The 24,467-nt window shown below is 35.2% G+C and carries 23 protein-coding genes; 21 read left to right on the top strand and 2 right to left on the bottom strand.

The genetic code is table 11. The annotated features are described in order from the left end of the window. The 21 genes from ACW2QF_RS00115 (at window position 1) to ACW2QF_RS00015 (ending at window position 20,421) form a co-directional block, all read left to right on the top strand. The gene (locus ACW2QF_RS00115) at window positions 1–1,704 is read left to right on the top strand and encodes an Mbeg1-like protein (RefSeq protein WP_455713952.1); all 1,704 of its coding nucleotides are present in this window, start codon (window positions 1–3) and stop codon (window positions 1,702–1,704) included. A 143-nt stretch (window positions 1,705–1,847) separates the two neighbouring features. Continuing rightward, window positions 1,848–3,041, top strand: coding sequence for a hypothetical protein (locus ACW2QF_RS00110; RefSeq protein WP_455713951.1), 1,194 nt, complete (start codon window positions 1,848–1,850; stop codon window positions 3,039–3,041). Window positions 3,042–3,237: 196 nt separating this feature from the next. Further along, window positions 3,238–4,023: a PP2C family protein-serine/threonine phosphatase gene (locus ACW2QF_RS00105; RefSeq protein ID WP_455713950.1), complete on the top strand. Its 786-nt coding sequence runs from the start codon at window positions 3,238–3,240 to the stop codon at window positions 4,021–4,023. A gap of 24 nt (window positions 4,024–4,047) precedes the next feature. After that, entirely contained in the window at window positions 4,048–6,189 is a 2,142-nt protein-coding gene (locus tag ACW2QF_RS00100; protein WP_455713949.1) for a protein kinase domain-containing protein, read from the top strand. 43 nt (window positions 6,190–6,232) lie between these two features. After that, window positions 6,233–6,769, top strand: coding sequence for an FHA domain-containing protein (locus ACW2QF_RS00095; RefSeq protein ID WP_455713948.1), 537 nt, complete (start codon window positions 6,233–6,235; stop codon window positions 6,767–6,769). A 29-nt stretch (window positions 6,770–6,798) separates the two neighbouring features. Beyond that, on the top strand, window positions 6,799–11,796 hold the full coding sequence (essC, locus tag ACW2QF_RS00090) for a type VII secretion protein EssC (RefSeq protein WP_455713947.1): 4,998 nt from the start codon (window positions 6,799–6,801) through the stop codon (window positions 11,794–11,796). 7 nt (window positions 11,797–11,803) lie between these two features. After that, entirely contained in the window at window positions 11,804–12,520 is a 717-nt protein-coding gene (locus ACW2QF_RS00085) for a LytR/AlgR family response regulator transcription factor (protein ID WP_455713946.1), read from the top strand. Further along, on the top strand, window positions 12,517–13,203 hold the full coding sequence (locus ACW2QF_RS00080; protein ID WP_455713945.1) for a hypothetical protein: 687 nt from the start codon (window positions 12,517–12,519) through the stop codon (window positions 13,201–13,203). The genes ACW2QF_RS00085 and ACW2QF_RS00080 overlap by 4 nt, the downstream gene beginning before the upstream one ends. Beyond that, window positions 13,166–13,414 (top strand): hypothetical protein, encoded by a 249-nt coding sequence (locus tag ACW2QF_RS00075; protein ID WP_455713944.1) that lies wholly within the window; start codon window positions 13,166–13,168, stop codon window positions 13,412–13,414. The genes ACW2QF_RS00080 and ACW2QF_RS00075 overlap by 38 nt, the downstream gene beginning before the upstream one ends. 136 nt (window positions 13,415–13,550) lie before the next feature. Then, window positions 13,551–13,850: a WXG100 family type VII secretion target gene (locus ACW2QF_RS00070; protein WP_455713943.1), complete on the top strand. Its 300-nt coding sequence runs from the start codon at window positions 13,551–13,553 to the stop codon at window positions 13,848–13,850. Window positions 13,851–13,899: 49 nt separating this feature from the next. Then, complete coding sequence (locus tag ACW2QF_RS00065) at window positions 13,900–14,214, top strand: WXG100 family type VII secretion target (protein WP_455713942.1); 315 nt, start codon at window positions 13,900–13,902, stop codon at window positions 14,212–14,214. A gap of 49 nt (window positions 14,215–14,263) precedes the next feature. After that, window positions 14,264–14,620 (top strand): hypothetical protein, encoded by a 357-nt coding sequence (locus tag ACW2QF_RS00060; protein ID WP_455713941.1) that lies wholly within the window; start codon window positions 14,264–14,266, stop codon window positions 14,618–14,620. Window positions 14,621–14,652: 32 nt separating this feature from the next. Then, entirely contained in the window at window positions 14,653–14,952 is a 300-nt protein-coding gene (locus ACW2QF_RS00055; RefSeq protein WP_455713940.1) for a WXG100 family type VII secretion target, read from the top strand. Between the two features lie 49 nt (window positions 14,953–15,001). Continuing rightward, window positions 15,002–15,316, top strand: coding sequence for a WXG100 family type VII secretion target (locus ACW2QF_RS00050; protein WP_455713939.1), 315 nt, complete (start codon window positions 15,002–15,004; stop codon window positions 15,314–15,316). A 50-nt stretch (window positions 15,317–15,366) separates the two neighbouring features. Beyond that, the gene (locus ACW2QF_RS00045; RefSeq protein WP_455713938.1) at window positions 15,367–15,672 is read left to right on the top strand and encodes a WXG100 family type VII secretion target; all 306 of its coding nucleotides are present in this window, start codon (window positions 15,367–15,369) and stop codon (window positions 15,670–15,672) included. An 86-nt stretch (window positions 15,673–15,758) separates the two neighbouring features. Continuing rightward, window positions 15,759–16,100 carry a WXG100 family type VII secretion target gene (locus tag ACW2QF_RS00040; RefSeq protein ID WP_455713937.1) on the top strand — a complete coding sequence of 114 codons (342 nt, stop codon included), beginning with the start codon at window positions 15,759–15,761 and terminating at the stop codon, window positions 16,098–16,100. A gap of 10 nt (window positions 16,101–16,110) precedes the next feature. Then, a complete protein-coding gene (locus ACW2QF_RS00035) occupies window positions 16,111–16,431 on the top strand; it encodes a WXG100 family type VII secretion target (RefSeq protein ID WP_455713936.1) in 321 nt (106 codons plus the stop codon). Window positions 16,432–16,464: 33 nt separating this feature from the next. Further along, a complete protein-coding gene (locus ACW2QF_RS00030) occupies window positions 16,465–17,562 on the top strand; it encodes a hypothetical protein (protein WP_455713935.1) in 1,098 nt (365 codons plus the stop codon). A 47-nt stretch (window positions 17,563–17,609) separates the two neighbouring features. Further along, complete coding sequence (locus ACW2QF_RS00025; protein WP_455713934.1) at window positions 17,610–17,885, top strand: DUF4176 domain-containing protein; 276 nt, start codon at window positions 17,610–17,612, stop codon at window positions 17,883–17,885. Between the two features lie 40 nt (window positions 17,886–17,925). After that, entirely contained in the window at window positions 17,926–18,687 is a 762-nt protein-coding gene (locus ACW2QF_RS00020) for a hypothetical protein (protein ID WP_455713933.1), read from the top strand. Between the two features lie 144 nt (window positions 18,688–18,831). Next, window positions 18,832–20,421: an FHA domain-containing protein gene (locus tag ACW2QF_RS00015; RefSeq protein ID WP_455713932.1), complete on the top strand. Its 1,590-nt coding sequence runs from the start codon at window positions 18,832–18,834 to the stop codon at window positions 20,419–20,421. An 83-nt stretch (window positions 20,422–20,504) separates the two neighbouring features. On the opposite strand, the gene ACW2QF_RS00010 is transcribed toward ACW2QF_RS00015, so the two are convergent. Next, window positions 20,505–22,280: an ABC transporter ATP-binding protein gene (locus ACW2QF_RS00010; protein ID WP_455713931.1), complete on the bottom strand. Its 1,776-nt coding sequence runs from the start codon at window positions 22,278–22,280 to the stop codon at window positions 20,505–20,507. Next, the gene (locus ACW2QF_RS00005; protein WP_455713930.1) at window positions 22,280–24,022 is read right to left on the bottom strand and encodes an ABC transporter ATP-binding protein; all 1,743 of its coding nucleotides are present in this window, start codon (window positions 24,020–24,022) and stop codon (window positions 22,280–22,282) included. The genes ACW2QF_RS00010 and ACW2QF_RS00005 overlap by 1 nt, the downstream gene beginning before the upstream one ends. Window positions 24,023–24,467: the final 445 nt, after the last annotated feature.

Genomic DNA, 24,467 nt, shown 5'->3' with positions numbered 1-24,467 from the left:
ATGTCAGAAAAATTATCCAAAGAACAATTGTTGTTACTTAATAATTTGATGTATATGAAAGAAAATGATCCACTCAAAAGTATTGTTAAGTGTAAAGGGAAAACAGTTGCTGAAATAATGGAGAGCATAGAAACATCAGAGTTAATTAATGACAAAGGCTATGATGCCTTTGTGACAGGAATTGATTGGAAAAAAATCATTAGAACTATTAAGTCAGATGAACAACTGATGAGAATGGAGATAGTAACAACTTATGTCGATAAAGAAGCTGGTGGAGGAATCAGTGCTGTATTTATTGATCCGACAACAAAAGAGGCAGTGGTAGCCTTTAGAGGAACCTCCGCGGATGAATGGAAAGATAATTTTGTGGCTGGAGGAAAGACAGATGCTTCAGATGGTGTTTCTACAGAGTGCCAAGAGAGTGCATTAAAGTGGTATCGTTCATTAGATTTAGAAGAATATTATGTAACGATAACAGGTCATTCTAAGGGCGGTAATAAGTCAAAATATATAACAATTAGAGATAATACGGTAGATCGATGTGTTGCCTATGATGGTCAAGGCTTCTCAGATGAGTTTATGGAAAAATATAAAAAAGAGATTATGTATAATCAAGATAAGATAGAAAATCATAATGTGGATACGGATTATGTCAATATACTATTAAATGATATCGGAACTAAGAAATATTATAAAGGATATGATTACGGAGAAGGTGGATTTGCAGAAAGTCATGGCCCCTCCACATTTTTTTATTATAAATCTAATCTACTAAAAACAAGATATTATAGGTGGATAATAGGTGATAAAGAGTATAAAGAGTATAATAATGCATATATAAAGGCATATATAAATGAAAGCCCCCAAGATCCCAATATGATTGCAGTGGATGAGTTCCTGAATAGTTATTTGAGAACCTTACCATCTGAAGATAAACAAAAGACATTGGAAATGATAGGGGAATTAGTGGAGGAGGGGTTTAAAGGGACTAGTCTTGATCAATTATTAGATATCATATTGAGAGATGATAATGTTGATAGTATTGCAAATCTAACGGCCTATCTACTTAAATATCAACAAGTAAACCCTGAATTAATAGATGCACTAAAAGAAGTTCTTAATAAATCTGGATTGTCAAATGTTAGCGATTTGGTTGATACAGTTGTATATGTTACAAATGGAATATTTTTGGATTTAAGTATGACTGCTGTAAGTGATGTAGCTATTCATTTATCTAATCCGTTCGATCCGACATTAAGTTTAATAACAGCTATTATAAATAATAAAACAGGATGTACATTATCGAGACGTGAAATGACAAAGCTATTAAGTGTGATTCTCATGGTAACTAAAGATTTGAAAAGAGTTGAGGTAAATAACAATGGTGAGGACATACAAATAAAAACGTTACCTTTAACAGAAATATTAGGAGATACAGATTTCGCAGTAAAAGCTAGTACGCTTCAAGAAGCAGAGTCGAAAATGACTGATTATAGTAGGCAATTAAAGCAAATGTCCGAAGATCTTGAGGAAATAGCAAAAAATATAGACTCAGGAATGATAAGACCATCATTACTGATAAGAGGTGCGAACATTCTTTTAAAAACACATAGTAATAACTTTACTCAAATGGGTGAAGTACTTAAAAATATAAGAACAAACTACGTCAAATCAGAACAAAGAATTTATGATAAAGTGGTGTGATTTACATAAGGATTTATGTAGAGTTATTAGACTCAAGTATAGTTAGAATTATGGTGTTAATTTTTGGTATCGTTGTATAGCTATGAGGGTGTATCGTCTGTATTTAGAGTGGGAAAATTAATGATTAAGGAGGTTTAAAATTAGTGGGAGCGATTAATGATATGATAAAATGGGGGAGATCGAAAACAGTATTTATTATGTTGAGTAGTATTTTTATGATACTTTTTACAGGATGTGGGGATAAATATCCTCCTACTGAACAGGAGGTTTTTTCGTACATTAGAGAAAACTATGGAGGTTCTTGCAAACTTATTTCAACGGAGAAAAAGCAAGATACTGAGGAAGAAAGTGAGATAACGATATATCATTTTCAGTCAGAATTTGGATTTGATTTTGATGTGGAAGGTGGTCTTGATTATAATCCGCCTGGATTGTTTCCCGCAAAATATAGTAAATACATTTATACGGATTACATGGAGAAACTACAAGACTTTATAGCGGATGACATTAAAATCTTGAGTGACAAATATGCATCTGGAGACATAAAAATAACCACAGAAGACGAGGGCTATTCTATTAGTGTGACCTTCCAAAAGTATAACAATATAAGAACAGTTTACGAATTTGTTTATGAGCTTCGTTTGCTTTATGGCGATAAATATAAAGTAAAAGACGAAGGTCTTTCAAACATTAATATTACTATGTATAAAGATGATAAACAGTTTTATAGTACTAACCTTTCATGGATTAATAAGCTTGATAAAGAAAAGAGTATAGAGTATCTTCAACTTTTCTATGTTGAAGGAGTACGACAAGAAGAGTACATTGACGCGACTGTGGATGAGGATATGTTAACAAATATGCCGAGAATTGTAATTGAGGAACTTGTTATCAATGGTAATCAATATACTAGTAAAAAATACGACCCCCAATTTGTATATAGCGTAGATGAACAGGAATGGCTTACGTTGGTCGGTTATGGGGTTATACTAGACTATAATGGGAATGTTCAGGATTATATGCAACGTGAGATCATAACAGAATATCTAGATGGGGACTATGATATTGATAATGAGAATAACATAACAAGATATACTATAAGTAATGATTCTTATGAGGTATATTTTCCTTTTGATGATGAAGGAATTAAGGATGAGTATTATTTTATGAAAAATAACCAAAAACTTAATATTAAATTAAGTGAATGCCCTAGTTTATGGGGAGATAGCGAAGCTAATTATTTTGCTTATATTAAATTAAGTGATTGGGCAGAGCTATTAAATATGGATTATACAGTTGATAATAAAGAGGGAGTTGTTATTCTAAATAGTAAATAGTTATTATTAAAATCATGCCCAATGGGTTTATTAATACAGGCTGTACACATAGTGTAACAGCCTTTTTATAGTCCATTAGTCCTACATTTTTTCTAAAATGGTTGATTGTGGAAATAAATCGAGTATAATATCAATATAGAATGAGGATATTGTCATTTTTTTGATTATTATATCTAGAGTCGGAGGGAAATAACCGATGGAACAAAGAATTCAAGCAGGTGTATTTACAATCAAGGGCTCCTTTCGGGAGAAGAATGAAGACAATTTTTTTATAAATCACCAATACCGCTATCAGGAAGAACTGGAGGAAATAGATTCTGTAGAACTAGATTTACCGAGTATGTGTGTCCTATGTGATGGTATGGGAGGGACTGGGTATGGGAGAGAGGCATCTCAGACAGTAGTCCAGAGTATTGCAAAGAATGAAAATAGACTACTTCATCGTCAACCTAATATTTCTGTATATGAGAGTCTAGAAGAGATGATTCAGGAAGCAAACCAGAAAGTTATTGAATTAGCAGATATGGGTAAGAAAACAGGAAGTACATTAGCGTTGGTTTATTGTGAGAGTGATCAGATTTATTATGCTAATATAGGAGATAGCAAGATTTATCAATATAAGGACAATAAGATTAAGCAGCTTTCAAGAGATCATAATCAAGCTGCAATGCTTCTTGAGATAGGGAATGGTAGTAACCATTTAAATCGTATGTTTGGTCAAAACCGTTTGACGCAGTATCTTGGAATTTCAAAAAAAGAATTTGTAATTGAGCCTCATTATGGAGAAATCCCATATGAACCAATGATTCTTGTTCTCTGTAGTGATGGACTGATGGAAACAATGACGGAACAGACTTTAGAAACGTACTTGAAAGAGTATTGCATGTATGAAGCTAACGAAATAGCAAGGAAGCTGGTAGAACAAGCTCAGATTTTAGGGGCGCGAGATAATATAACCGCAATTATACTAAAGATTTCATAATGTATATAAGGAGAGGAAACCAGAATGAGTAATTTCAATCCACATAGCTTAGAACCTTTTTGGGAGTCATGGTATATTGAAAGTCTGATTGGAGAAGGTAGTTACGGAAGCGTCTATAAGATCTATAAAGAAGAATTTGGACGGAAGTATTATAGCGCTTTGAAAATTATATCACTTCCCAAGACAGATAATGAAGAAAAAGATATCATATCAGAAAGTTCAGATCTTGGGACTGCATCCCAATATCTATATGAAGTAGCAGAAGTAATCTACAAAGAAATTCAGATTATGGAGGAACTAAAGGGAAGAACGAACATCGTAAGTTTCGAGGATCATAAAATCATACCAAAAGAAAACGGAATTGGGTACTATATTCTTATCCGTATGGAACTTCTAACTAGTTTAAATGATTATGTACAGGAATTCGGAATGACCACCCGTACTATATTAAAGTTAGGAAAAGATTTGTGTACGGCACTTGAAATCTGTCAAAAGAGGAACATCATACATAGAGATATCAAGCCTGTCAACATATTCGTATCAGAAGATGGAGATTTCAAACTTGGGGACTTTGGAATTGCAAGGCAGCTAGAAGGTGTAGAAAGTGGGCTGTCTGTTAAGGGTACCTACGGATATATGGCACCAGAGGTTTATCGTGGTGAGATGTATGATGAGAGAGTTGATATCTATTCATTAGGTATGGTTATGTATTATTATCTGAATAATAGGCGGGCACCGTTCATGAGTGCAGAGAATGGTGTGCTTCGATTTAGTGAAAAACAAGAAGCTCTTAAGAAGAGATTCCAAGGAGAAGAGATTCCTGCGCCAAAGAATGGTGAAAAGGAATTTGTAGACCAGATTCTAAAAGCCTGTCAGTATGAACCTGATAATCGATTTTCAACTGCTAAGGAGTTTTATGAAGCATTAGAGAACGTACATATTACGCAAGAAGAAATTCTTTTTGAAAAATCTACTGTTACAAAGGAAGAAGAAAAGAATAATATAGAACAGAAGTCCATGGATTCCGAAGAAGGAACTGTATATCTGAATGCTGGTAGTAATGAAAGAAATAGTGGTAACTACACTAAGAAAGAACCAGAAAAGAATATAGAGAATGAGTATGAATCCACAGTTTTTTTAAATCATGAAAAAGAGAATGATAGCTACATAGAGGATATCGATGCTACGGTAATGATAAAATCTTCAGAAATAACTCCAATTGAGAGACAAGGAATAACTAAGGAACAAAGTATAACCAAGGAACAAAGTACAACTAGTCAAAACCAAAACAGTGAGACACAAACAGAGACTAGTAAGAATAAATCGGCAAGTAGAATATTAAAGATTGCGATTCCTTTAGGAATTGTTATTATTGGCATTACAGGTGTAATTCTAGGATTTACGCAAAAACAGACAAAGTACAGTAATTTTGAAGATGATATAGTAGCTTTTAATGAAAAGTCCGGCGTTGGGACTGGAATAGCTCAATATGTTGAAAAGATTATAGTAGTTGAAGAGCCAACAACGGTAGAAAAACCGACAACAGAAGGCAATGAAACAGACAACAAACCAGAAGACCAACCAGAAAAGGTTGAGAAACCAAAAGAAGAGTATGAAGTAGATCTAAGTAGTAAGAAATTAAAGAATTATAGTAAGGTTAAGGATATTGGTAAAGTTACCAGTTTGATTATGAAGAATAATGCATTAACAACTACAAGTGGACTTGAGAAAGGTATTTACTTAACGTATCTTGATTTACAAAACAATAAGATTAAGAACCTTGAAGGCCTTAAAGAATTAAGTAATCTTGGCTGTATAAACCTTACCAAGAATAAAGTAAAGGATGTGTCAGACCTTTCCGGTTTGAAGAATGTAAACAGTCTGATCCTATCATACAATCAAATTAAGGATATCAGTTCTTTATCTAAATTGACAGCATTAACGGAAATTCGTTTGGATCATAATAAGGATTTGAAGGATATATCTGTGGTGAAGAACTTCGAAGAGTTAAAGGTTATTGATTTATCTGGTACGTCTGTAAAAGATATCTCTGCTCTATATAAACTTAAGAATTTATGGGTTGTGAACCTTTCTGATACGAAGGTGTCAGCTTCTCAGATAAAAAAACTACAAAAAGCCTTACCAGACTGTACGATTACTAAATAGTTATATGGATAAGTTGTATCGTTTATAAGAGAGGAGAAGTTATATGTTAGCCAAGATTTTAGGTATTATTGCAGCAGTGCTATTGATTGGAACGTTCTTCTTTCTAAATCGTCGGATTAATAAACAAAGGAAGAAGAAAAATCAAGCAGCATTTGATATCTTGAAGGAGGATGCATTATGTAATGCATTAACGAATCCAGTACTAACAGGAAAAATAGAGGATCGTTATCAACTAGAAGACAAGGTTATGCTCCAATTGATAACAAAGCAGGCAAAGAAGAAAGTAAATTACATATTTAATCCAGAGAAGGTTATTACATTTGGTAGGAATCCAAAGACATCTGACGTATGCTTAAGAGACCCGATAGTATCCGGAACCCACTGTACAATATTCAAAAGCCAAAACGAGGTCTGGATCAAGGATATGGGTTCTTCCAATGGAACCATTGTAAAGAGAAAAGGGAACAGATGTGTTTTAGGAAATGAAGAAGCAATTGAGTTAAAGAATAAGGATATTTTCCAGATTGGTGAAATATCCTTTCGCGTAAAACTATTTTTTATTAATAAGAAGTATCTGTAGATTATCTTGAGAAAGGATGTGTACGGTAGATGAGTGTTGTATTAATGCTTTATGCGGAAGAGGTCTTTTACAAGCATGTATTACCATCAATTAGTAATGCGGATGATTTCATCACATTGAACAGGAAACTATTTTCACTTGATGATAATATTGAGATTGGCTTGGAAGTTGGAGATAGAGAATGGAGTTTTGTTCAAAGTAAGGAGTATATAGTTCGTAAGGGTGAGGAAGTCTATTTCAACAAGGTAATTGCTAATGGAGATATATTAGAAGTTGAAATAAGAGGACAAAAAAGCATTAATATTATAGTCATTGAGACAGATACTTTATTTGGTGTCTACGAAAAATTTGATATTTCTACGAAAAATGAAATTTCCATTGGTAAGAGTCCGACTAATATGATTTGCTATGAGACACAAAATTATGTTTCAAGAAATCATGCTAGATTGGTACGTGAAGGCAAGGAAGTACTGATTGAAGACTTGAGTGCCAACGGAATTTTTGTTAATTCTATTCGTGTCAAAGAGAAACAGAAACTAAATTATGCAGACAGCATTGATATCTTTGGCCTACATCTCGTATATCTAGGGGATTTGATTGCAATTTCGAGTATTGGAGGAAGGGTAATTGTGAATCCTCAGAGTTTATCTGAGTACGCTCAACAAGAGAGTACAGTTCTTATGGCAAGGAGCGATAAAAAGAAGAAAGTCTATTTTAATCGCTCCCCAAGAAATGTTCTTAAAATCTTTAGTGATCCAATTGAAATAGAAGGGCCTCCGGCAGCAAAAAGGACGAAAGACCGTCCACTTATTTATACAATAGGGCCTTCATTTACTATGGCTATTCCTATGCTCTTAGGTTGTATGATTTCAGTAGTTGCCATGAGAAGTAGTGGAGGCAATTCCTCTGCATTTATGTATACTGGTTTGGTTACTGCCTTTGGATCGGCAGTTATTGGTGTTATATGGGCAATGGTAAATCTAAGGTATGCGAAGAAAGATGAAAAGGAAGAAGAGGAGTTACGGTTTAATGCCTACGGAAACTATCTTTTAAAAATGACAGATTTTATTAGGGAAAAATATGAGCATAATAGTAAAGTCTTATTAGAGGCCTATCCCGATACTAAGGTTTGCCTTACTTATGGCGAGAAGGAGTCAGCGCTTTGGAACCGAAATTATACTCATGATGATTTCCTATTTGTAAGACTTGGACTTGGAAGTATACCTTTTCATGCACAAATTAATTTCCCTAAGGTTAGATTCCAGTTGATTGAAGATAAACTTATGGAAAAACCAGAGACAATCAGTGAGAATTATAAGACGTTATATCACGTTCCTGTTGGTGTGAATCTGATGAAGCATAGGCTCCTTGGTATTGTTGGTGGGGAGAATCGGACAGGATGTATCAAAGCCATGCATATCATGGCAGCGCAGATTGCAGCGAACAACTGTTATACAGATGTTAAGATGGTGTTTCTATATGATAGAAAAAACGAGGACGAGAAGATGTGGGAGTTTGCACAGTGGCTTCCTCATGTTTGGTCAGCAGACTATAAGACGAGATATGTGGCTTCTAATCAGTTAGAAGCAAGTGATGTATTTTATGAACTGGCTAATATCTTGCGACTTCGAATGGAGAATACAAATACATACTCAACAAAGAAAGTGGTAAAACCACATTATGTCATCTTTGTAGGAGATGTACAGATGTTAATGGGTGAGCCAATTGCCAAATATCTTCTAGATCCCAAAGAAGAATACGGAATCTCTACACTATTGTTTGCTGAAAAGGATGAACAACTTCCAAATGCCTGTGAAGATATCTTAAATGTGAAAGATGAGAAAACTGTTATCTATAATGCATTAGAACGACGTGGGGATGAGGATGAGATAGAATTAGATCAAGCAGGTTATAAGGAGCTTGATGAATTGGCAAGAAGACTTGCTAATATTAAGGTAAGTGAGATGGAGAGTAGCTCGGATATTCCACCTTCATTGGACTTCTTTGAGATGTATGGAATATCTGTATTGAAAGAACTAAATGTTATGGAACGTTGGAGAAAGAACCGAACCTATGACAGTATGAAAGCACTAATAGGTAAGAAGCAAGGTGGTGCAGATTGTTATCTAGATATTCATGAGAAGTATCACGGTCCACATGGTCTGATTGCTGGTACTACTGGATCTGGTAAAAGTGAAACACTTCAAACCTATATGCTATCCTTAGCCATTAATTTCAGTCCTGATGACATAGGGTTTTTCATCATTGACTTCAAGGGTGGTGGAATGGCGAATCTGTTCTCCGATTTACCACATATGATTGGACAAATTTCCAATCTATCGGGTAATCAAGTGCATCGTGCTATGGTTTCTATTAAAAGTGAGAACATGCGAAGACAGAGAATCTTCAATGAACATGGCGTTAATAATATTAATTTGTATACGAGATTACTTAAGAATAATGAGGCAAAGATTCCAGTACCACATTTATTTATTATCATTGATGAGTTTGCTGAATTAAAAAGAGAAGAACCTGATTTTATGAGGGAACTAATTAGTGTAGCACAGGTAGGACGAAGCCTTGGTGTTCATTTAATTCTAGCTACTCAAAAACCAAGTGGTACTGTAGATGATAATATCTGGGCCAATACGAAGTTTCGTCTGTGTCTTAGAGTTCAAGACAGACAAGACAGTAATGATATGTTACATAAACCAGATGCTGCTTATATTACTCAAGCTGGCCGTTGTTATCTTCAAGTTGGTAATGATGAAATATATGAACTATTTCAATCCGGTTGGAGTGGTGCAGTTTATGATGAAGATGCAGCACAGATACATACAGATATTGCAACAATGCTTACACTAACTGGGAAGACAGCAATCGTTGGTAGTAAGACAAAGATTAAACAAAAGGAAGCTGCAAGAACTAAGTGGCTGATGCTTCTAACGAAAGTCTTGGTTAATGCTTCAAAACGGTTAGGATATAAACTAGGAGATTGTATTGATAGTGCAGAAAAACGGAATCAATTACTAAAAGATACATTTACACAGTTAGCTATAGCTAAAGTAGACTTTCCTGATAATCCATATAATCGGATTCGTTTGGAAGAATTCGTACAAATGTTAACAGAAGGAAATCTAGATTCATCTAATGAGATGGACCAAGAGAGTATGAAATTATTAATTCAGCAAGCATCAGAACATGGTAAGAAATTACCAGAGCTAAAGGAAAAAACACAATTAGATGCAGTGGTAGAATATCTTAAATCTCTGGCAGAAGAGAATGGATATACGCATAATCTTCAACTCTGGTTACCAGTTCTTCCACAGAAGTTATATCTAGAGGAACTATTTGGATATAAAGATTGTTGCTTTAATAATAATAAGTGGCCACAGATAAATAAGAAATGGACTCTTGAAGCTTATGTTGGGTTATGCGATGACCCAGAGAACCAGGCGCAGAATCCTGTTGTTGTAAATTTAGCAGAGAATGGTCATACGGCTATCTGCGGAACCGTAGTTAGTGGTAAGAGTACATTCCTTCAGACATTAATATATTCCTTAATGAATCGGTATAATCCAGAGTATGTTAATTTCTATATATTAGATTTTAGTAGCCATATGCTTGGTGCATATGAAGATGCGGCACATGTTGGTGGAGTTATGTATGAGAATGATGAAGATAAGATTCGGAAATTTTTCTGTATGGTTGGGAAGATGTTGAATGATAGAAAGAATTTATTACAAGGCGGTAACTACAGTCAGTACGTGCAGGTTCATGGAGTTACCATCCCATCCGTTATTATTGCAATTGATAATTACTCCAATTTCCGCGAAAAAACAGATAATGAATTTGAAGATATATTAATTCAGTTATCAAGAGATGGTGCGGGTTATGGTATATTCCTTGTTATTACTTCGGCTGGATTTGGCAGCAGTGAGATTCAAAGTAGGATTGGAGATAACATCCGTACGGTAATCTGTCTTGAGATGGGAGATAAGTTTAAGTATGGGGATGCCATGAGGACAATGCATTTCAATGTATTACCAGAAGCGGATGTGAAAGGTCGTGGCCTTGTAAGTATGGAGGGTAATATATTAGAATTCCAGACAGCACTTACCATGGAGGCAGAGGATGATTATCAAAGAGGAGAAAGAATTAGAGAACAGTGTAGTATATGGAATGCATCATGGAATGGAAAAACTGCACGAAAAGTTCCCGAGATACCAGAACATCCTGTACTTAGTGAATTTGTTGAACTCGAAGATTATCAGCAGATAATTGAAGAAGGGGATAAACTACCTGTTGGCTATAATATGGAAGATGCCTCTTGTTATAGTATTCCACTTAGTGAGACCTATTGCTATCAAATCTCAGGACGTGCAAGAACTGGAAAGACGAATGTACTGAAGATGTTAATACATGCGGCAAGTAATCTAGGAGCTGATCTTTGTATCGTAGATGATAGCAATAAGCAATTAAGTAAGATTGCTACCGAGGTGGAGGCAAGTTACATTACCACAGATCAAGAACTCTTTGATTATTGGAAGGAAATGATGCCTGTTTTTATTGAGAGAAACAAGAAGAAGCACCAATATGTCGAAGATGGAATGGAAGATGAAGAAATCTTTAAGAAAATGAGAGAAACAAAGCCTGTTATTATATTCATAGCTGACCTAGTCACCTACATGAAGAGTATATATACACCAGAAAAGGGAGTTGGTGGAATGAGCGGATTTATGGAAAATATTCTTGAAAAAGGAAGTCTTCATAACATATATTTGTTTGGTTGTGCTAATCCAGAAGATGTATCGACGTTAAGCGGTTATCGTGCCTATAATATATTTACTGATTATAAGAAGGGTATGCATCTTGGTGGAAACGTTGCAGCCCAAAGACTCTTTAATTTTAATAACATACCATATATGGAGCAAAGTAAAGTAATGAAACCTGGTATCGCTCTAACTCCAAGTACAGAAGATGAGAGCATTGCTATGAAAGTTGTGATCCCATTGGCTAGGGGGTAAGAATAGAGTGATTACGATACTTATTTGCAGCTGTAAGGAAGATGGACAATTAATTAAAAATGTAGTGGGGGAATACATTGCTTACTATAGTTCACAGGACTGGGAATTTAATTGCTGCGAAGGAGTGGATGAGGCACAGGCGTGCAGTAAAGAAAAAGCAAATCTGGATTTCATCTTTCTCGACATAACGAAGGAAAGTGCAATTTCCTTTGCAGAAACTGTAAGAAAAAAATTCCCGAACATGGTTCTTCATGTTATTGCAGACGATAGTATTTCACCTATGAGTTATCTAAAACCAAGCATTATGCCAGCTTCATTGATACTAAGGCCTTTTGATGATGAACAGTTACATAAGTCAGTACAAGAAGTGATTCAGTATGCATTTAAAGAAAAATGTTTGGAGGAACAAGAAGAGGATTGCTTTGTTATAGATAGTAATGGTGACCGAATTCGTATTAGCTATTCCACTATTGTATATTTCGAGGCAAGAGAGAGGAAAATCTTTGTGTTAGCAGGGGTTAAGGAATATGGTTTTTATAGTACTATGGAGAATTTAGAGAATGACCTCCCTGACCAGTTTGTACGATGCCATAGAAGTTTTATATTTAATATGAATCGTGCACAAGAGCTTAGGTTAACACAGAATACAATTATTATGGATGATGGAAGTAGAGTGCCATTATCAAGAGGTTACCGTAATGTGATAAAGGAGAAGATGGAATGATCGAAAAAGGAATTCAAATAGAATATATACTTTCTATGAATGAATTTGCAATTCTGGCGAATCGGTGTGGAATACAGAGAATATTTAGTTTTCTTGATAATCAATCAGAACCACTCAAAAAGGAAACCTTTATCAAGACGCTACATCAGTTAACAAGGAAAAAGATAATAAATGTGACAGATGGAGGAATACAGGTAGAGGAGCCATACAGATCATATTTTGAATTAATTAGGACGGCAAAAGAAGCAATTACAATAGACACTGATAAGAGTAATTACCCAGGGAAATGTTGCTATATATCCGATGAGAAAACAATACTTGTGACAGAAGCATCAGCTACGAGAGAGGATGCACTTCGCGTCTATGAAATCGAGAAGAGTAAGTTTGTAAATCGGCTAGAGGAAGAAGGCTACTTAACTTATGGTGAGAGTGAGGTCGATTATCGAAAGAAGGATGAAAAGCGAATACTTACACAGATTCAGTGGTGGGATATTACGAAGGAGACTCTTATAAGAGAGGTGCATTTCTGCCTTGAGAATACACAGTGTTTTATAGAGCAAGGGATTGGAAAACAGATGGCATCAACGGAATACAATGTGCGGATCCTTAAGAAACTCATTCAAGAAATGGTAGGAGGGGAAGACGATGATTCAAATGGACTTATATGTTCCATCATTAAATAAAAAGTACAATTTTAATCTAAACGAGACAGCCTTAATTGGGACGATTATGGATGAATTAACGGAAATGATTTGCCAGAAGGAACAATGTACTTTGTGTGGTGAAGTCAGTGAGTTGATGTTAATCTCCATAGACAAGAAAGAGGTACTACAAAGACAACAAACCTTAGAGCAATATGGGATTATGACAGGCAGTCGATTGATGCTAGTTTAGCTAATTGACTAGAAATCATGTCATTCATACCAAAATTCCTGCATTCTGTCCGAAATTTAACATTTCTCCCGTTAACTATGGTAAAATGCAATAGAAGTAAATAAATGTAATCACTAAGTTTAAAGGAGGAGAAACGATGTCAGCATTTCAAGTTACAGCTAAAGAACTAAGAAGCAAAGCAGCGGATTTAAAACAATTAAACGCAAAATTTAAAACAGAGGTATCTGGATTAGAAACAACAGAAGGTGCCCTTAAATCAATGTGGGAAGGTCAAGCAAATACAGCATTCCATACAGCATTTACTAACGATAAAGGACAAATGGATAAATTCTATACAGCAATTGAAAAATATTGTGAAGCATTAAATACTATTGCAGGACAATATGAAGCAGCAGAAAGTACTAATACAGAAACAGCAAAGACAAGAAAATACTAGATCAATAAGAATCTAATAAAATAATAGTAAAGAGAAGGAGAATGTCAATATGGAAGGTATTATTAAAGTAACCCCAGAACAACTAACAGCTACAGCAGATACATTTAGTACAAAAGGAAAGACAGTAAGTAGCTTAACTTCTGAAATGACTACACTTGCAGTAGGACTTAGTTCTATATGGACTGGAGAAGCAGCGAATGCATATCGTAATAAATTCAAAAGCTTAGATGCAGATATTCAAAAAATTAATAAGATGATCCAAGAGCATGCAGCTGATCTTAAAACTATGGCTAGTGTATATTCAAAAGCTGAAAAAAGCAGTCAGGATGAAATTAGCGCATTATCATCAAATATTATTTCTTAAATACATAAAAGGTTAATGAGTACTTTAAATAGAAAGTGGAGGAGAGAGTATGTTTTCTGTAAATTTAACTCAGTTATCTGAGTGTGCTCAGGAAATGGCAGACAATGCGAAGTTTCTGTCTAATAGTTTAGGCGAATTGAAACAATGCCAGTCTGCTCTTCACTCGCTTTCTAGCATGTCAGGGATTGTAGAAAATATTCAAACCCTTGCTATGGAATTGGATGAAGAGCAACGGGGTTTTAGTCAGCTTGCACATACTTTAGGGGAAGTTACTAAGTATTACAAGCATTGTGAGCAGCAAATAGAAAAGCAGTATGAACAAGGTGCGATAACATATCAGAAACTTAAAGTTAATTTTAGTAATCTTGATAATATAAATTCGTTCTTTAAAGAACTAGAAAAATAATTACAAAATGAAGAAATTAAGGAGGAGATACGATGTCAGCATTTCAAGTAACAGCCAAAGAACTTAGAAGCAAAGCTTCAGAATTAAGACAATTAAACGCAAAATTCAAAACAGAGGTATCTGGATTAGAAACAACAGAAGGTGCACTTAAATCAATGTGGGAAGGTCAAGCAAATACAGCATTCCACACAGCATTTGTAAACGATAAGGGACAGATGGATAAGTTCTATACAGCAATTGAAAAATACTGTGAAGCATTAAATACCATTGCAGGACAATATGAAGCAGCAGAAAGTGCTAATACAGAAACAGCGAAGACAAGAAAATACTAGGTCAATGAGAATCTAATTAAATAATAGTTAAGAGAAGGAGAATGTCAATATGGAAGGTATTATTAAAGTAACCCCAGAACAACTAACAGCTACAGCAGATACATTTAGTACAAAAGGAAAGACAGTAAGTAGCTTAACTTCTGAAATGACTACACTTGCAGTAGGACTTAGCTCTGTATGGACCGGAGAAGCAGCGAATGCTTATCGTAATAAATTCAAAAGCTTAGATGCTGATATTCAGAAAATTAATAAGATGATCCAAGAACATGCAGCTGATCTCAAGACTATGGCTTCTGTATATTCCAAAGCTGAAAAAAGCAGTCAGGATGAAATTAGCGCATTGTCATCTAATATTATTTCATAGGTGTTCGAAACAATTTGTGTAAAAGCTGTAAATAGAATGGAGGTGTGGGAATGGCCACAAGTCAAATAGAGATTAATACAAGTCTCTTAGATAAAGATAAGACGAGTATGGAGTCTGAACTGAGTAAGATTAAGACCGATATGAAGGCCATGTTCGATTCTATCAAAGAGCTGGATACAATGTGGGAAGGAACAGCAAAATCTGAGTTTTCAATCCAGTTCAATAAAGATTATGAAACGTTAACGGAAATCTGTACAGCATTAAACGATTTTATCGGCTGTATGAAATATGCAAGTACAGAATATGTTAGCTGTGAGAACTCTGTTAACGACTTAATTAAAGCTATTAAGATATAAGCACGAAAAGAAAATACTCACACCCCATTATTTATGTAATATTACAAGTAAACTTGTGGTATACAAGGGGAGCAGGGAGGTAAAGAATGAGTAGTACAACAGGTTCTTCCATGGGAGCCGCTGTTTTAAAGGTTACCCCAGAGGCACTAACCCAGAAAGCGGAGGTCGTAAAAGGTAAGATTAGTACGATGCAGACGGCATTTACGAATATGATGAATACCGTTTCAAAGTCCAATTCATACTGGGTAGGTGATGCAGGGGATACTCATAGGAAGGTATACAAGGAGTATGAACCCGAAATTACAGAGATCTTCAATCGGTTATCAGAACATGTAACTGATTTAAATTCGATGGCGGGTGTATATAGTAAGGCAGAAAAAGCAGTAGCGGAAGTAGCTCAGAGTCTTCCGTCAGATTTGATTAGTTAGGAGGAAAAAGATGAGTGAAGCATCTATTATGTTTGATTTTCAAGTAGCAAAAAGGCAAGCAGATGAAATAGACGCCATAGCAGACCAGTTATCAAACCTTTCTAACAAGAAATTCGAGAATACCATGCAGACTTTATCTAACAATTGGAAAGGAACCAGCGCTGAATCCTACCTAAGTAAATGTACAAAACTTCAAGGTACGATGGGGACAACTGCATCTAATATGCGTACAGTAGCTTCCAATATCCGCTCAGTAGCACAGAAAATCTATGATGCAGAGATGGAGAATCTTCGTCTTGCTCAAGAAAGAGCAGCTGTAAGTAAAAGCTAACGGATAAGATAAATTGTTGGTAGGAGGGATGAAATGGCAGAGTACATGTTAAGTTCTAGTGGAATAAGTCAGGTATTTTCCACTGAGAAGACATATGCGGATAACTTGGCAGATTTGGCCGAAAGTTTACAGAATATTAAAAATGGTCTCCGTATTAATGATTATTCATGTCGAGTAAAGATAGAACAGCAACTTCAAAAGATTATTGAGAATCTTGCGCTCCAAGGTGGACAGATGAGTTCACTTGGGACAACTCTTGAACAGATACTAAAACAATATACCAAGACAGAGCAAACTATAGCAGATCATGTGACAAAGAAATCAATTGAAACGTCACAAGGTGGAAATACAACACCGCATGAAAAAGGAGTAGAAGAGGAAGGCATTGATTGGAGTAAAGAACTGACTGGCCTTGCTAAGAAAATTTTACCTGCGGATTTTGCACCATACATCACATTACTTGCAAGTGGTTTTACAGGCTCTGAGGTTGATAGTAAGATAGTATCAGAGTTCATTAAGTCTGCAGCATCAAAATATAAGTTTTTAGGTAACTTAGCGGATAATGGTGCTAAAACAGCATTTATGGATTTATTCGGTTTAGGAAAGTATTTTAAGGATGGAGCACCAGCCACTACAAGTGGAAAGTTTTTGCAAGCATTATCTAAGGAAGCATCGTCATATAAGCCGGATGTAGGTACTGCCGCAAGTGCGGGAAAAACCATTGCAAAATGGGGTGGCGTTGTTGCTTCAGTGGTTGGAAATGGAATTAGTAATTATAATGAATACAGTTCTGGCGAGATTAGCAGTGGTCGTGCAGTTGCAGAGACCGTTGTTGAGACAGGTGTGGATATTGTAAAAGGAATAGCGCTAACGGCAGCAGCAGCCACTGTTGTAACAGCAGCAGTAGGAAGTGCACCAGTACTAGCCGTAACAGCAGTTGCTGTAGGTGCTGGCTGGGTAGCAGATAAGGTATGTGAAGCCTTCACAGGAAAAGGAGTTACAGAGTTTGTTTCTGATGGAATTATTGACGGAGCAGAGAAAGCTATAGATGTAGTATCTGATGTTGGTAGTAACATTTGTGGAGCAATCTCGTCGTTTGGTAGTGGTTTTGCAAACTGGGCATTTGGATGATATAATGTAATAGGAATTATATGGATAAATCAAGAAGGAGAGAACGTATGATAAAAGATTTATTACCCATAGGGTCTATTGTATTATTAAAAGATGCAACTAAGAAAATGATGGTATACGGAATCAAACAAAGTCAAGTAACTGATCCAGATAAGGAATATGATTACATAGGGGTTTTATACCCAGAAGGCAATATGGGGGAGAATTTTCAGTTTCTGTTCAATCATGAAGATATTCAATCCGTTATCTTTCGTGGTTATGAAGACATTGAACGACAGAAATTTATTAAGAACCTAGAAGCGGTGTATGACAATCAAGAATAAGACATATGAAGGGATGGGAGCCTAGTATAGGAGGAGATCCATGGATTTAATGAATTGTATTGCAGCTGAATTGGTTGTTATTTGTATGATTAGCGCATTTCTTGGAGGGAAGATTTCATGGTATCGAAGATACCATGGGGTGGTTCAACAAGTTATGTTATTTATAGCCGGTGGGCTGGTAGCCTATGCAAATGCTGATAACGAGGATGAGACTTTTATGTATATAGGGGGAGTATTGATGATTGTCTCGTTGTTATTATGTATTCTAGGTATAAAAAGATTATTAACGACAGAGAAACCACGCTGTATATCTTTAAAAGCTGGGGAGTATAGAATTGAATTAACAGAACAATTTATACCATCTGGTGGAGCCAATATGCTACTTGGTCATAGAATTATTACGAATAATGAAGTTATCCAATGTGTTAGTAATACACCAGAAGAGAATGCAGATCTAGATGTTTATGTTAGTGAAGATAGGCAGGGAAATTTACGTTGTGAATACTTTGCATATAAGAGGCGGGATTGGAGTGCTAGTCGTATTATTTTTGGTGTGACCGCACTTCTTATATGTATTTGTGGATTACTTTTGCCTATTATTACCCTGAATGAGATTACTGCCAATGGAATAGATGCTGAACGAACAGACCTATTTACCAATATCATAGTATTAATATTTGGCGGAACAGGAGTACTTCTATTAAAGAATGCGAAAAAGGATCTTCTATATAGAATACTGTATTATTTTTCTTGGGGAGCATATGTGATTGGAATTTTGGGAGTATTAGTTAGTTTTATTTAGTTGAGGATCTATTTGGTGAGTACGTATATAGGGGATGAAATTGGAATGGGAGTATTTTATATATAGTAGACAATAATGAGGTAACCAATAGATTTGGACAACCTGCAAGAGATATGAGTAAATTAGATATTCAGGGGGAACGATATGAGTAAGAAAAAAAAGATTATCTATGTAATCTGTATTTTGGTATGTACATTAGTACCTTCGATCATAGCGCAGGTTGCAACAGCAGATAAAATTTTTTATGCAAATAGTAAGAATGGATATGTATATGCATTATCAAATGCAAAGGAGTTGACTAGTGAACAAGTCAAATGCCAAATTGATGGGACGGATTGTGAAATTGACAAGGTAGAATCAATTACTAATTCAGATGTCAAGATGCGTACAGTTGTCCTAATTGATGTATCCAAATCGGTAACCTCATCAGATAGGAAAAAGATAAAGAGTATCCTCAAAGGTTTGATTACTAATCTAGCAGATAATGAGCAGATGGAAATAAATTCGATTGGAAAGAATCTTAATGTAGTACAATCCATGACCGATGATAAATTTGAGTTGTATTCAGCTTATGAGAAGGTAAAGTACGAGAAACAAGCAACCTATATCACAAAAATTTTACCTGACGTCATTGAGAATATTAAGCAATCTATGGAGGCAGATAACTGTTTCTATCGTGTTGTGATATTTTCCGATGATTATGAAGATGAAAATGGAAGTTTGTCAACAGTAGCTCTCTTACAGAATCTTCAGGAAACAGCATTCCCGATTTATACAATTGGATGTCAACATGAAGATAATGCTGAGAAGTTGAAGAATTTTTATGACCTATCTATCCTAACAGGTGGAGAGAGTTTTACTATTAAAAAAGGCATTAAGACCTCTGATATTGTATCAGGAGTGAACCAGTTTTATAGTAATTCGGTGATTAAAGTGAAAGTACCAAAAGAATTAAGAGATGGTAGCAATCGAGAGGTATCTTTCATCCTGCAGTCAGAAAGTGGGGTTTCTAAGAAGATTTCTACGAATGTCTTGATGGACAAGGTGAAACTGGAGCAGGAATCCGTCAATGTAAGTGACAAAACCGAACAAACTGCGGAAGAAGAGAAAGAACCAACTTGGTTTGAGAAGTATAAACCATATGTCATAGGGGGAAGTATCGTAATTGTAGTACTTATAGGAGTAGGAATTACAATACTTTGTATGAAACATCGTAAGAAAAATCAGGGTGAGTTGAAGAAACAAAAAGGTGTACGCCCAGAAGTGACAGTACAAACAGGAAAAGACCTCTTGCCAAACTATGAGACGAAAGTAGCTATGGAATTCATGGATCTTGAAGAGGATTATAATAGAACAGTTGCAGTAAAGCGGGAAGACGCATTTAATATTCTGAAGGAGCCAGAAGTGGCACAAAAGAAAGAGAAAGCTTGGCATCTAAAATTAAAAGACGTGAATAACAATCGAGTATTTGAAAAAGTAGTGGATGGAGAAATATACATAGGAAGATGTCAGAGCAAAGATGGCAAGAAGATGATTATACTGGATTATGATCCTAGCATATCTAAGTTACATTGTAGGATAAATGTTGCTGATGGTATATTATATGTCGAAGACTTGGATTCATTGAATGGTACGTATCTGAACGGTGTGGCAGTTGATGGAGAGGTCCCACTTACAGACCAAGATGTTCTAGATGTTGGTCAAGTCAAGTTGAAAGTATATTGTTCACTCTAGAAATAAAATGGATAGATTGACGAATAAATACGAAAGAGAAGAACTCATTACTTAAGTTCTTCTCTTTCGTATTTGTTTAGGTATTATATATTCTTAAACTGTGCCATATACAGATTATAATAAAGCCCCTTCTTCTCTAACAATTCCTTAGCACTACCTTGTTCCTGAATATTACCGTTATCAATAACAAAGATACGATCTGCTCTTTGAATGGTAGAGAGACGATGAGCAATAACGAAAGAAGTACGGCCTTTTAATAAGGCTTCGATTCCTTCTTGCACAAGTAATTCTGTTTGTGTATCGATACTTGAAGTAGCTTCATCTAAGATTAGAATCTTAGGTTTGGAAACCATGGTCCTTGCGAAGGCAAGTAACTGTTTTTGACCAACAGATAATCCATTTCCACGTTCTTTTAGTTCTGTATCATAGCCTTTTTCCAACTTCATTATGAAATCATGTGCATTAACAGCTTTTGCAGCTTCTATAATCTCTTCGTCGGTAGCATCAAGTCGTCCATATCGGATATTTTCCTTAATAGTACCAGAGAATAAGAAGTTATCTTGTGTCATAACACCCATTTGTTGTCTTAGACTTTCAATAGATACTTCCTTTAGATTATAGTTATCTACATATATACTGCCTTTTTGAATATCATAGAAACGGCTAATTAAGTTTACGATTGTTGATTTTCCAGCACCCGTTGGACCAACAAGTGCAATTGTTTCGCCAGCTTTAACAGAGAAGTTAACATCATCTAGAATTAATGTTTCCTCATCATAGGAAAAGCTTACGTGATCAAAGCGGATATCACCATTAATATCTGGTAGTTCAATTACATTACTATCATCAACGATATCCGGTGGTGTGTCCATTATTTCAAAAATACGTTCAGCACCTGCAATATTGGTAATCAATTGATTATAGAAGTTACTAAGATTAAGAATTGGACTCCAGAACATGGATATATATGTTCCAAAAGCAACTAATAAACCAACATTCCCAGCACCGATACCTAGTACCTTAATACCAACGAAGTAAAGAGAAGCAGAACCGATTCCCCAACATAAATCTATAATTGGACCGATACTATCATTTAATCGTACTGCATTAATAAAACTATTGCGGTGCTCATGAAGTAAGCCATCGAAGGTTTCACTGGTTTCGTCTTCTGCAGTAAGACTTTGAATAATACGGATACCAGATAAATCCTCATGAATAAATGCATTTACATTGGCGCTCTTCTTACGAAAGATTCGCCAGCGTAGATGTGAAAAACGTTGAACACAGTAGATACCAACAGCCATTAAAGGTAAACTGATTAATGCAGCTAGGGCTAATTTATAATTCTTAACTAGCATAATAACAACTACAGCACATACTGTGATGAAATCAGGAATTAACGTAGTGACACTGTTTGTTAATACATCTTTTAATGAATTAACGTCACCAATAATTCGAGATAATACTTTGCCAGTAGGGCGGCTATCAAAGAAACTAAAACTTAATTTCTGAATGTGTGTATATAGTTCTTGTCGAACCTCTAATAAGATTTCATTGGAGATTTTGGACATGATATACATACGTACTTTAATTAACAAGACCATAATGATATTAATTATAGTGGCAAAAATACCAAGGCGTACTAATCCTTTAATATCCTTATTCTTAATGTAATTATCAATTGCTTCTTCTATTATTAATGGGTTAACTAATGCGATTGTTACACAGATTGCCATTATGAATAATACAAATACTATCTTAAATCGATACTTTAACATATAGCGATAGAGACGAAGTAAAGTAGCAATCTTACTGGTATCTGTTGATTTTTCGTCACTTCTATAGGAATCAACTGCCATTATATAGTCACCTCCTGTTTGCTCTCTAAGTAGTCACCATATTGGCTTATATAAGTTTGATAATAGAGTCCATGTTTTGCAAGTAGTTCTTCATGTGTACCTCTTTCGGCAATGCTTCCACCCTCTTCAAGGATAATAATCTCGTCGGCATGACAGACTGCAGAGATACGGTGAGCGATAATAATCTTAGTTGTATCCTCTAGTTCTGAAAGAGCTTCTTGAATTGCGTGTTCAGTCTCCATATCAAGTGCGGATGTTGAGTCGTCTAATACTAGAATAGGAGCTTTCTTGGCTAAGGCTCTAGCAATACTAATCCTTTGCTTTTGCCCACCAGACAATCCAACACCACGTTCGCCAATAACGGTATTGTACTTACTTTCTAATTTATCAATGAAAGAATCAGCTTGCGCATAGGAAGCGGATTCAAGCATAATTTCTTTACTTACATCGTATTTCTTACCCATCTTAATATTCTCTTTGATTGTATCAGAGAATAGGAATACATCTTGCATAACTAAGGAAATATTGCTTCTCAAGTCTTTCAAAGCAAGATCCTTAATATTGACGCCATCTACCTTAATGGTACCTTCTGTTGTTTGGTAGAAACGTTGTAAGATGTTAATGATAGAGCTCTTTCCAGTTCCAGTAGCACCCATGATACCAATCGTCTTACCAGCGTCTACGTGGAAGGATATATCGTTTAGAATCTTTTTGTTACCTTGCTCAAAGGATACGTGTTCAAAATCAATGGAACCTTTCACTTCATCAAGTTTAACTGGATTTTGTGGATCTGTAACTTCAGGTACATTGGTATATATCTTACGAATTTTCTTCGTGGAAGCAATTGCAGCTGAAAAACTATTCGTTAACCAACCAAGCATCTCCATAGGCCATACTATATTTGTTGAATAGATTGAAAATGCACTTAATTCACCTACCGAAATTTCTCCATTAATTGTTAGAATACCACCGTATATAATTACTACGATAGGAAGCAACTTGGTAATGAATTGGAATAAAGGTTGATAACGAACCAAAGCCTTTGATTGCTTCATATTAAGTTCGTAATAGCGATTATTATGAGATAAGAATTTCTTAATCTCGAATTTCTCACGGGCAAAAGCTTTAACAGTACGTACGCCCGATAGATTCTCTTGTGCAATGGTATTAAGTGTTGCATTCTCCTCACTAATCTCTTCATAAATCACATCTAATTTTCTCTCCATAACAATTGCAAATAGTGCAACCAATGGCATTGCAACACATGGAATTATGAAAAGTTTAGGACTTATGTTGAACATACAGTATAAAACAATTGAAGTATGAATAATAACTTCAATAATAAGCATCCCAACAAATCCAAGACCATCCCAGATACGGTCTACATCATCTTTAACACGAGCCATTAATTCTCCGGTGTTGGTCTTATCAAAGAAACTAATGGATAAACGTTGAAGATAGTTGAATAGGTCACGGCGAATGTTCATTCCAATTTTTGAACTGACACAATCAAATGTGTATTCTTTAAAGTATTGAAATATACATCTTCCAAGACCGATACATAGCGTAAGAATAATCAGTTTGTTAAACAGTTCCATCTTTCCGTCAATAATAACATCATCAATAAAACTTCCTGTAATTTGTGGTGTAAGCATATCAAGAGATACGCTAATTACCATACAAGCGATAGCAAATAGGTAAGCGTACCAATATTTCATAACATATCTTGATATCTTCTTCATGAAATTTCCCCTTCTTTCTCTGTCAAAATTAGCAAGTCATAGTCTACGAGTTCCAGCACATCATATTGTAATACAATTTCCCATGCAAATGTAAATCTTCCCCTTTAAAAAAGCGCAAAAATAGACCGTGGTAAGCTTACCACGGCCTTATAGTCAGTATACAAAGACAAAAATAATTATCTTTAGACTTTTATAATCGTACCAAAACGACAGGGGAGGTAATCTCACGTATAGATTGTTGTATTAAATTTTCATGTGTTCCATTGACTAAATTATTAAATCTAAACATAACTTTTACCTCACTTTCTTTAATATTCTTTTGCCATTATAGCATTATTATGGTAAATGTCAATATGTTTTTTGGAAAAAATTAAACATTTATTAACTTTTAGTTAATATTCTTAATATTCAAAAATTGTTCATAAATATGTGATATACTATAAGT

The sequence above is a fragment of the Anaerosporobacter sp. genome, assembly GCF_965301125.1.
Note: the sequence above shows the minus strand (reverse complement) of the source record. Positions and strands in the feature narration are given on the sequence as shown.

Bases quoted from the DNA above. Each gene is read 5' to 3' on its own strand.
- ACW2QF_RS00035 (WP_455713936.1), top strand. From the start codon at position 16,111: ATGAGTGAAGCATCTATTATGTTTGATTTTCAAGTAGCAAAAAGGCAA.
- ACW2QF_RS00080 (WP_455713945.1), top strand. From the start codon at position 12,517: ATGATCGAAAAAGGAATTCAAATAGAATATATACTTTCTATGAATGAA.
- ACW2QF_RS00025 (WP_455713934.1), top strand. From the start codon at position 17,610: ATGATAAAAGATTTATTACCCATAGGGTCTATTGTATTATTAAAAGAT.
- ACW2QF_RS00115 (WP_455713952.1), top strand. From the start codon at position 1: ATGTCAGAAAAATTATCCAAAGAACAATTGTTGTTACTTAATAATTTG.
- ACW2QF_RS00105 (WP_455713950.1), top strand. From the start codon at position 3,238: ATGGAACAAAGAATTCAAGCAGGTGTATTTACAATCAAGGGCTCCTTT.
- ACW2QF_RS00060 (WP_455713941.1), top strand. From the start codon at position 14,264: ATGTTTTCTGTAAATTTAACTCAGTTATCTGAGTGTGCTCAGGAAATG.
- ACW2QF_RS00040 (WP_455713937.1), top strand. From the start codon at position 15,759: ATGAGTAGTACAACAGGTTCTTCCATGGGAGCCGCTGTTTTAAAGGTT.
- essC (WP_455713947.1), top strand. From the start codon at position 6,799: ATGAGTGTTGTATTAATGCTTTATGCGGAAGAGGTCTTTTACAAGCAT.
- ACW2QF_RS00005 (WP_455713930.1), bottom strand. From the start codon at position 24,022: ATGAAGAAGATATCAAGATATGTTATGAAATATTGGTACGCTTACCTA.
- ACW2QF_RS00045 (WP_455713938.1), top strand. From the start codon at position 15,367: ATGGCCACAAGTCAAATAGAGATTAATACAAGTCTCTTAGATAAAGAT.
- ACW2QF_RS00065 (WP_455713942.1), top strand. From the start codon at position 13,900: ATGGAAGGTATTATTAAAGTAACCCCAGAACAACTAACAGCTACAGCA.
- ACW2QF_RS00075 (WP_455713944.1), top strand. From the start codon at position 13,166: ATGATTCAAATGGACTTATATGTTCCATCATTAAATAAAAAGTACAAT.
- ACW2QF_RS00050 (WP_455713939.1), top strand. From the start codon at position 15,002: ATGGAAGGTATTATTAAAGTAACCCCAGAACAACTAACAGCTACAGCA.
- ACW2QF_RS00095 (WP_455713948.1), top strand. From the start codon at position 6,233: ATGTTAGCCAAGATTTTAGGTATTATTGCAGCAGTGCTATTGATTGGA.
- ACW2QF_RS00020 (WP_455713933.1), top strand. From the start codon at position 17,926: ATGGATTTAATGAATTGTATTGCAGCTGAATTGGTTGTTATTTGTATG.
- ACW2QF_RS00070 (WP_455713943.1), top strand. From the start codon at position 13,551: ATGTCAGCATTTCAAGTTACAGCTAAAGAACTAAGAAGCAAAGCAGCG.
- ACW2QF_RS00015 (WP_455713932.1), top strand. From the start codon at position 18,832: ATGAGTAAGAAAAAAAAGATTATCTATGTAATCTGTATTTTGGTATGT.
- ACW2QF_RS00030 (WP_455713935.1), top strand. From the start codon at position 16,465: ATGGCAGAGTACATGTTAAGTTCTAGTGGAATAAGTCAGGTATTTTCC.
- ACW2QF_RS00010 (WP_455713931.1), bottom strand. From the start codon at position 22,280: ATGGCAGTTGATTCCTATAGAAGTGACGAAAAATCAACAGATACCAGT.
- ACW2QF_RS00100 (WP_455713949.1), top strand. From the start codon at position 4,048: ATGAGTAATTTCAATCCACATAGCTTAGAACCTTTTTGGGAGTCATGG.
- ACW2QF_RS00055 (WP_455713940.1), top strand. From the start codon at position 14,653: ATGTCAGCATTTCAAGTAACAGCCAAAGAACTTAGAAGCAAAGCTTCA.